Genomic DNA, 10,000 nt, shown 5'->3' with positions numbered 1-10,000 from the left:
GACACGGCTGTTCCGATACTGAATACAGGTTGGAGTAATAAAGTCCATCTTTACTGCAGGTCTTTGGCACTCTTTAACCTTTTGAATTATATCCTGAAATGATTGATATTGTGTTTCAACCGAACAAATACATAATTCTCCTTCATGAAGGGAAAGTTCCTTTCTGTCAAGTAAAAAAGGAGTGATGATATGAGTAAAGAGATCTTCATCATCTGGATCCGTAACCCCGATCCTCCAGTGATATACCTCTCCTTCTAATACTCTCTTATGTCCTTTATGGAATGATTTCTCAAACTTTCCCATCAATCCGGTGGTTGAAAGTGACGGCAGAGGTGAATTATGAATTTTCAAACTTGTACTCGGGTTTTTCTCATTAATGAATGAGAGGAGAGCAGAATATAACTGGTATCCATCACTGAGTGGGATATCGAAAGAAGTTTTTGGGGAAACTGTTAGATGGATAAGGTGCATAAGATATAATCAGAGTACCTTATCATAAAATTATCCTTACGTGTAGAGATTTTTTATCTCAAAATATTGCATCAGATGCAAAATTATGCAAGGGATTTATCAATATGAAAACCTACATCTCTCCCATCGGATTTGATACAACTCATCTCCTCGCTTTGTTAGTACGATTTGGCATAGAGTCTCATGATGTAGTAATCCTGATACGACCTATTGAGGATGATGACCGTTCATTCCGTGCAATTGAAGAGATACAGGAGTTAATACGGAAGATAGGCGATGACATTACTATTAAAATCCTCAAGGTTGATCATCGTGATTTTACCAGCATGGTATATTCCTTCGTATGTACTCTCAACGATTCAGCAGGAAAACCAGGAAGTAATAATAAATTACATGTAAATCTCTCTGGTGGGCCAAGAGAGATACTTACTGCACTAACAGCTGCCTCTATGGCTGTATCTGATAAGATAAATATGGTAACCTCTTTCTCAGATATTGATCGAGAACTGCACATCATTTCCCTCCCTCATATCGCAAACTCGCCTGATGATAAAGAGTATCAGATTTTATGTGATATCAAAAATCACGGCCCTACATCTTTTGCAGATATCGCCTCTCGATTGCAAATTTCTGAAAGTACTATCTCGCGCCAATGTTCACGACTTTCAGCTCTTCAGTGGATAACAATCGAATCGAGAGGAAAGAATAAATTTGCAACTATCTCCCCTTCGGGAGAGATCATGATAATTCGATACAATCGGCCGTATGATGATTAAATAATGCAAAACGCTATCGTACCAATGGAGGCCTTCCTTCTTTTTCTAATAGCCTGATATCATCCCATCAACTCGCATTTCGGATGAGAATTATAAAACCATTCCAAAGACTGCTGTCTTCCGCCCGGATTCTGACATAAACAAGAAACATAGGGCATCCATCCTTTTCGTCATTGAAAATCATAGTACAGCATAGTACAAATCCTGGACTCGGATAGTCCTAGGCAACAAGCAAAATTACGGAAATTCTATGAATACATATGGTGAGTTCTTTCAGGATTGAAAATAGGAAGGATTTTGGGAAGGGTAAAAAATATAATCCAGGATAGAGAATACTATCCGGTGGATTATCCACAACAGGATGATCTTCACTATCCCTATCATTACACGCTTTACCATTTCCTTACTGGCCGGGGCTCCTTCCTGAATGTGGTCCCGGTACAGAATTCTCAAGATTTCCTTCATTTTTTATCCTCTCTTCATTGGGTTCCGACACCCTCAGAGCACAAAAAATTTATCCTTGATGCGAGATAGATATATAGATCCAACAGTCTTTCCTTTGGAGATTGTACGGATTGAATACTCTAACTCTGTAATGACGAGTTTCTTTCATTTATTATCCGCCCGGCCTGTTTTCCGACAGTGCAGGTCGGGATTTTATTCTCTGTTCAATGTCCATATCATTACGTCCTGTTGTGGAATTCACGAAAATCATGAGTGCATCACGCTATTGCAATAAAACTGGACTTCGTTCTTTAGCAGGAACGTTATCCCATGATGAAGCAGAGAAGATGCAAAAATTCATTGATGAGGAGTTCGGGAAGATTGAAGGAGAATGGCAGGGTAGCTCCGGATACCAATGGGATTTTGAATGAGATGTCCCCCTCACATCTCGTGATAGTTTTTTTTTATGATTAGAAATCTATCCAATTTGGAGAATGAATCCATGTATCTGCTGGTTTTTCCTCAATTCAATAAACTAAAGAATTATTAGACTTTTTTCTAAATACAATAATCTTTCACCGTCCACCCACCAGATAGTACCGCCCCCTTACCCACAGATGTATCTCTCTTCAGACGAAACAGATGAGAGGACAGATGGAACTCATGAAGGGTAATGTCCCGGAACATCAGGGAAAACAAAAGGCATATCAAGAGGCTGATAGCCCCCTTACCCTGCATGCCCTCATATCACCCCAAACCTCTGGCATTGCCCTCTTTGGAGTTTTTGGAGACGACGATTCTGTCCGGACCACCACCCTCGGTCATCGGAATATCTATCCTCATGCTCTCCCTCATTACCTCCTTTCCGAGACGATTCAAAAAATAACCAATATCTCCCCACAATCCTTTCATCGGGCACACTGGACCATTCATGCCCCGGTTCCCTCTTGTCCGGTCCCCTCAACCGATCCTGAACCTGAATTCAGCCAGGCATCACTTATACGATATACCCTTCCGGTTCTCATCATCCCATACGAAATCGGGTATGATCTTTTTACCATTCTCCGGGATTCACCAGATATTCACATAGGTGACTCAATAGCCTGCCTCCTCACTCTGATGGAATCAGCATATATACTGGTCAGGGACGGAAAGTTCAAACCAGTCCTCACCCTGACCCCGGATGGATATCAGGCAGACTGGACCCCGGCCCTCCTCCCTGATGATATCACATGGCTGAACAGATATGCAGCCGCTCTGCCACCGGTCATGCGATATGCCTCTCCCCTGGATGAATTGCCTGAACCTCCCCGAAAACCAGAAGAGCTCCTCTCTGCTGCTCTCTCCGGAATGATAAAGACCATCATCCATGATGCACTCACACAGCACCCGCCCTCTATCAGACCTGGAAAGCGGATGGTGGAGCAGGAGAAGGATGCCCTTGCCGTCATGGCTCAACTCACCGGAAAAGACCTTAATACCCAGGATCATGAACTGGATCCGGTCTTTGCAGAGAAGATGAATGACTGGCTTTCATTCAGGAGAGAGGGATATATGCCCTTTCATACCTGTATCATCGTGCAGGAACCGGAGGGGGAGGACCTGGAACCCTGGACGATACGGCTGGGCATGCGATCAGAAGCAGATCCTGACCTGATTATCCCGGCAGGAACAATCTGGAACCTTCCTGAAGATTCCGGCGGAATCCTCCCCTCTGCACCGGTTCTCGTACAGGAACTCCTCTCAGGGCTTTCTCAGGCAGTATCAGTATCTCCGGTATTGAAAACCTGCCTGTCAGGTTCAAATCCGACCACCGGGGGGATTTGTCTTGCTGACGCAGCAACCTTCCTTACGACAGAGGTTATCGCGGTAAAAGACAAGGGAATTGATGTTATTCTCCCGTCATGGTGGACAGATGAGAAGTACAGACCACGAATTGAACTTGGGGCACAGAAGAAAAGTCCGGCTCACCCCCACGGGATGCTTGGGATATCAGAGCTTATCTCGTTTGATTACCGGATAGCCATCGGTGATGAGTCGGTCACTCCTGAAGAGTTCTGGCAGGCGGTCAAACAAAAGACTCCGATCATCAAAGTGAAGGGACGGTGGATCTCCGGGAATGCAAGCGTCCTTTCGAATGCACTCTCACAATTTGAGCGGCGGTACATCACGGGAAAACCTCATGCCGGCGATCTCATCCGGCTGTCAGTCGGAGGGACAGATACCCCGATGCAGGTGCAGATCAGGGGAACAGACGAATGGACAAAAGACATACTTGGAATGGTCAGATCTAATCAGGATACTGCCGAATATCCCATCCCACAAACCCTGAACGGAACGCTCCGGCCATACCAGGAGATCGGTCATGCATTCCTTCTCCGGTGTACTGAGCGGGGGTTTGGTGCCTGTCTTGCCGACGACATGGGGCTTGGAAAGACGATTCAGACGATTGCATGGTTTTTATCGTTAAAAGAACAAAATCCGGATATCGGTCCGGCTCTTATCATCTGTCCGATGTCAGTAGCAGGAAACTGGGAACGGGAGATAAAGCGGTTTGCCCCTTCGCTTTCGGTCTGGATCCATCATGGCATATCCCGGTGTCGGGGGGATGAATTCGTCACCCATATCGGCCGGTATGACCTTATTCTGACCACGTATACCCTTGCAAGCCGGGATATCGATCATCTCCTCCCGGTCAGATGGTCTGCAGTCATCCTTGACGAGGCTCAGAATATCAAAAACCCGAATACGCTCCAGTCACAGGCGATTAGGGAACTGACTGCTGACCGGAGGATTGCCCTGACCGGTACACCGGTGGAGAACCGGCTCCTTGAACTCTGGTCTATCATGGACTTTCTCAATCCCGGATACCTGGGGTCGCAGCATGCATTCCAGTCACGGTACGGGCATCTCTCCGGAACAGAACAGGATACTCATGGGACTCATGAGCTTCGTCTGCTTATCAGGCCGTTCCTTCTGCGACGGATGAAGACCGACAAGTCAGTGATTGCCGATCTTCCGGAGAAGATGGAATCGAAGGTGTTTTGCACGCTTACACATGAACAGGCGACGCTCTACCAGGTGGTTGTCGAAGATATGGCACAGTCTCTTGAGACGGTGACCGGACTTGCTCGACGGGGCGTCATATTCCGGTCCATCACCAGATTAAAGCAGATCTGTAATCACCCCGGTCTTTTCATCCATGATCGGCGGTTATTACCCGAACGATCAGGAAAAGTCTCCCGACTTCTTGAGATGCTGGAAGAGGTCGGCGATGAAGGAGATTCAGCCCTGATATTTACTCAATATGCTACATTTGCAGAGTATCTTGCCCGAATACTGGAGGAGCGGTTTTCAATGCCAGTATTCCTCCTCACCGGGAAGACCCCACGACTCGAACGTGAACGACTGGTCAGAGAGTTTCAGACATCGAAAGAGCCGGCATTCTTTGTGATATCATTAAAGGCAGGAGGGACCGGGCTGAACCTGACCGCTGCGACCCATGTATTTCATGTTGACCGGTGGTGGAATCCGGCGGTTGAGGATCAGGCAACGGATAGGACGTACCGGATCGGACAGAAGCAGAATGTGCAGGTACACCTCATGATCGCTGCCGGGACACTTGAGGAGCAGATTGACCGGATTAATACAGAAAAACGGATTCTTGGACGGGAAGTTCTGGCACAGGGTGAGGATCTCCTGACCAGCCTGACAACAGAGGAGTTACTAGATATCGTCTCACTCCGTGATGCGGTGCTCTCCGGGGAGGATGAAGTATGAAGAGAAAAATCTGGTGGCAGATTCCGGGGGCACTCCCGGTCAGCAAAAAGATAACCCTGCAGAGCCAGTACGGGCCGGTTGGAAAGAACTGGTGGACCTTTCGGTTTGTATCGGTCCTTGAGGAGTATGGAGAGAACGGACGGCTCAGCAGAGCAAAACACTGTGCCAGGAACGGGTTTGGGAATGCTATCCGAATCGGTCCGGGTGAGATGAGTATGGGGATCTGTTGCAGCGGAACGGCAACAAGACCTGTAGGGTTATTATTCCCCCGGTTCCCCACTGAGGTCTGGGATATGGTCATCGATACGATAACGAGCGATGCTGCCCTGACCGGCTCACTCATCACCGGAGAGTTCTCACAGGATCTTGTTGATACGCTGGAACAGAAGGAGATTTTTCTTATTCCTGACCAGTACCGGAGTGTTCGTGCCTACTGTCACTGTAGTGATGATCAGAACCCCTGTATCCATATCGCCGCTGCATGGTATTTCCTTGCCGAAATTCTGGATGAGGAACCCTGGATGCTCTTTCTGCTCCATGGAATGAGAAGGGAAGAGGTGATAAGCCGGGTACAGACTATCCGCCATCAGGCATCTCATCCGGCTTTCGCATCTGATGAAATCCCTGAAACAGAGCGAAAGACAGGTATTCCCGAAATGTATGATACCCGGAGTTTCTTCTCGTGCATCGGGGATAGCGATGAGGTCCGACATCCGGTTCCGGAACGGAAGGTATCACCCATCCGGCTGCTCGGACCGGCCCCGTACCGGCTTGGAGGGAAGAACCTTTTGGAGCGGATAGAGGATCTGTATCCGATTATCCAAGCGTATGCGAAAGGAGAGATGGATCGGATGAGGGAGAAATTATTCCGTCAACGCAATCGATGAATCTTAAAGCCAATTCGAATCTATTTTATGGCAATAAAAGAGATATCAGGTATGGATTATACCTTCCAGGATATCCTCAACCAAATCTTTGATAAACAGAAGAGAGATTATCTTACCATTACAGAGTTGAAAACCTCCCTCCCGAAAAACATTGAAAATTTCCTGGGGCCTCAGCCAAAAAAAGGAACCAATAAGAAATTTATCGAGAGATTAAAACCCCATCTTTCGGAGGCCTATACAAAACATAAAAAAGGAGCCAGCACCTACCTTCTCCGGGCGCCAATTCAGGATATTATCCACGCATATATCGTTCAAAAAACCTCTGTAAGCATAAGGAACGTCTCAAAAAAACTTCCATTTCAAAAAGAGCTGATCGCCGATGCATTAAACGCCCTTGTCCAATCCGGGGCTATACAGCTGAAGATTGTTCCCACGTCACGGGATTATATGATTCAGATCCTCGTCCCGGAACGGCCGGATCCCTTTCGTGAGATAAAAAAGGCATACGATACCATCAGAATGGGCAAAAATTATGTCAAGATCTTTGCACTCCGCAGATTTCTCAACTGGCCAAAGCATGTATTTGACTCAGTTATTCAGTCATTATGGGATGCAGGAGTCGTCGAACTTCAGGCAAGTGATCCCTACCTCCTCACCGAGGATCAACGAGCCGACTCCTACATGGATAAAACACATACCTTGCGTATTCTTCTCATCTGGAGGAATGAATGAAGAATCCACGGGAGATATTGCAGGAAAATAACCCATTCTCATCACACGCCCAACCAGACCCCTGGGTGAATCAGTTTCCCACCATCTCATCCATCAATGGTGATGCCTTCACACACATCACCAGCATTATTGCGTATAAACAGAAACACCCCCATGATCCGGTTGGAATCCTGGTAAACGGTGAAGCAGGAAGCGGAAAGACGAATATGATCGCCCGCATACGGGAGTACTGTCAAAGTACTTCTTTTGACGTGAAATTCTCAACAATAAGGCCTATCATCAACTATAACGCTCCAATACAGCATCTATTCCATGGAATAATCACCAACCTCTCTCACCCCGTGAAAGACTCATTTCGGTTTACCCAGATTCACGCCATGCTCTTCTCGATGATATCTGAGTACATCAATCAAAAAGAAGAGTATAGAAAGTTATTCCAGCCATTCAAAGACAATCCGGAGAAATTCTTTAAAGACTTTTCACACCAGGCAAAAGGGCGAAATATCCTCTACAATCAGGTGCAAACCTGGATAATTGACAAGATACCGGATATCGATCATCTCTTCATCAGGTTACTCTTTGCGTTTGGTGACAAAGACCTGTTTCACCCTGCACGCAACCGGCTCCTTGGACAGATTGCAGACCCTGACGATGCATCCCTTTTGAATATCCCGTTCAAAGAGTTGTCAGAAGCTGAAGCAGAGGATGAGGCGAGTACATTTCTTAAATCACTCGGTCTTCTCCTGACCTTTCTCAATCAATGCCTGATCGTCTGCTTTGATCAGCTGGAGAACCTGTACACGGGAGAGCATCAACGATCATTCGGACTGATGAATCAGATTATCCTGAATGAGACCTCTGCCATCCTTCCCCTTGCCTTCATGAGAACCCTGTACTGGGAGAGATTTGAAGAGATATTGGATAGATCAGTGGTTGATAAGATCGGGATGAATCAGGTTGATCTTCGTGGATGCACAGAAGAACAGATAACGGAGATCATCACCTCCCGTATCAGGACTGTATTCCCCGATACCTGGAATATGCTTACAGACTGGCTTATCCCACAGGTATTACGGGAATTATCATCCCGTGGAAAATATCCCTCTCCCCGTGAGGTCATCAGCACCGCGAATACGATCATCAGGATGAAGGATGAAAAGGGGACCACACGAGAGATCCCCCTTCCTTCTCCGGATCAGGTCATCAGATCGGCATGGGTGCAGGAGCATGATCAGGTGCTCTCAGATCTGGATGCATGGCCGCCTGATTATGAACAGATAACCAGTGCGTTGCAGATCTATCTCCAATCACACAGGGTTGTTCACACCTGTACCAGGGAATCCAGAAAGAATATCATAACAATCAATCATACCTCGAAGAATTGCAGAATTATCATCAATACCAATAGCAATCATAGCAGCATCGGTTCAGGTTTTACAAAGGGGATACAGTATCTTACGAATAATCCAGGCTCTTTATGCCTGTATCTGACTGATCCCAGATGTATCATCACGAGGCCCACGTGGACCCAGACAAACCAGAAGAGAGAGGGATTTCTTGCCGCCGGAGGGCGGATCATACAACCATCAGAAGGTGAGATCGCACGGTTTTATGCCCTGTACTCCCTCGTCTGTAAGGTCAATGAGGGAGATATTCAGATAGAGACTGACCAGGGTCTTCGTCCGATAATTCGGGATGAACTCTCAGCCTATGTCGGGAATAAGGAAGCATTTCCATCCCTTATACCAGAAATTCCTGCAGGAGTTCCGGGAAAGGCCCCCATAGAGATTCCTTCAAAAGAGAAGCATGATAAAGACGATACAAAAATGCGGGAGATAACAGATGACGCAGTACACACCGCTCTATGCACGATCCTGTATTCCCGCCCGATGCACATCATGCGGGCCGATATACTCGTCCAAAGTCTTCAGGAGAACGGGATCTCCATGACTTATGACGAACTCATCATATGGTGTGGAAGACACCCGGCTGCATATAAGATAATACCCAATCAGCAGGGTTCATCGATCATCGCAACAGGAAAAGGGCCCATATGCAAAGACTCTTCGTAAGTGAACTCCATCTCTGCCAGCACTGCCCACGGCTCTTTGGATATGCCTGCAGGGGCGAGAAGGATGCATGGAAGGTCGGACATAAAGGATCAGGAAACCTTCCCGGGAAGCGGTTTCATACCTTCGCAGATCAGGTTTTTCGACATATTACGCAGGAGAAGACAAGCCAGCATGCCTTTATCACCGCACTTCAATCACCTGATCCTGATAGTGCAGACAAAATTCGAGAGTTTATCAAGAATGAGTTTTTCATCCCATATCTTACAAAACATGCCCCTCGCCTCTCACATGAACAGATAGAGGCATTTGCAGTCGCATGCGACCGATGGATACGCTATCTCAGAGTCTTCATCTCCCCTGACGGGACGGGTAGTGAGGATCCAAAAAAACTCATATCAACCATATTTCACTCATCAGAATACACCATGAGTTCTGATTTTCTATGTGACGATGGAGAAGTGGTGAAAATAAGCGGAAGGCCTGATGCTCTTCTTTTTGATCCAGGAACACATGAACCGGTGGTTGTAGAGTATAAAGGGAGGAAAGAGTCAGATCCCACGCAGGATCTTGCACAGACCTCATTATATGCATGGCTCGTCTCCCGGTCAATCGGCATCACCCCACGGGTTGATATGCTCTATCTGGAAGAGCCCGTCCCCCTCGTCAGATATGACTCATCCACGATTCAAACCCTCATAGAAAATCATGCATCACTCATCACTCTTGCACGGCGAATAAAAGAAGGTCATCTCCCGGTTCCCAGATGTAAGGACCCTGCCCTGTGCACGATCTGTCCCTATGCCTCATGTGACACTGACTTTTTCGTAAATCGTCCAGA

General features: G+C 46.8%; 8 protein-coding genes. 7 read left to right on the top strand and 1 reads right to left on the bottom strand.

Annotated elements, in window-relative coordinates:
• Window positions 1-303: hypothetical protein (locus LDL35_RS05745; protein ID WP_304020329.1), on the bottom strand; the 303-nt coding region annotated here is incomplete at its 3' end.
• A 272-nt stretch (window positions 304-575) separates the two neighbouring features.
• Here LDL35_RS05745 and csa3 point away from each other — a divergent pair.
• The 7 genes from csa3 to LDL35_RS05710 form a co-directional block, all read left to right on the top strand.
• On the top strand, window positions 576-1,247 hold the full coding sequence (gene csa3 / locus LDL35_RS05740; protein ID WP_304020327.1) for a CRISPR-associated CARF protein Csa3: 672 nt from the start codon (window positions 576-578) through the stop codon (window positions 1,245-1,247).
• A gap of 713 nt (window positions 1,248-1,960) precedes the next feature.
• Complete coding sequence (locus tag LDL35_RS05735) at window positions 1,961-2,122, top strand: hypothetical protein (protein WP_304020325.1); 162 nt, start codon at window positions 1,961-1,963, stop codon at window positions 2,120-2,122.
• A gap of 223 nt (window positions 2,123-2,345) precedes the next feature.
• On the top strand, window positions 2,346-5,471 hold the full coding sequence (locus tag LDL35_RS05730; RefSeq protein ID WP_304020324.1) for a DEAD/DEAH box helicase: 3,126 nt from the start codon (window positions 2,346-2,348) through the stop codon (window positions 5,469-5,471).
• Window positions 5,468-6,358: a hypothetical protein gene (locus LDL35_RS05725; RefSeq protein WP_304020322.1), complete on the top strand. Its 891-nt coding sequence runs from the start codon at window positions 5,468-5,470 to the stop codon at window positions 6,356-6,358. The genes LDL35_RS05730 and LDL35_RS05725 overlap by 4 nt, the downstream gene beginning before the upstream one ends.
• A gap of 51 nt (window positions 6,359-6,409) precedes the next feature.
• Complete coding sequence (locus LDL35_RS05720; RefSeq protein WP_304020320.1) at window positions 6,410-7,090, top strand: hypothetical protein; 681 nt, start codon at window positions 6,410-6,412, stop codon at window positions 7,088-7,090.
• The gene (locus LDL35_RS05715; RefSeq protein ID WP_304020317.1) at window positions 7,087-9,162 is read left to right on the top strand and encodes a hypothetical protein; all 2,076 of its coding nucleotides are present in this window, start codon (window positions 7,087-7,089) and stop codon (window positions 9,160-9,162) included. The genes LDL35_RS05720 and LDL35_RS05715 overlap by 4 nt, the downstream gene beginning before the upstream one ends.
• Window positions 9,144-10,000, top strand: an 857-nt coding sequence (locus LDL35_RS05710; protein WP_304020315.1) for a PD-(D/E)XK nuclease family protein, incomplete at its 3' end; no start/stop codon positions are given. The genes LDL35_RS05715 and LDL35_RS05710, both read left to right, overlap by 19 nt.

Source organism: Methanospirillum hungatei (genome assembly GCF_020216685.1).
Taxonomy (GTDB): domain Archaea; phylum Halobacteriota; class Methanomicrobia; order Methanomicrobiales; family Methanospirillaceae; genus Methanospirillum; species Methanospirillum hungatei_B.
The sequence above is the reverse complement of the archived record's forward strand: the minus strand, read 5'-3'. Positions and strand labels throughout refer to the sequence as shown.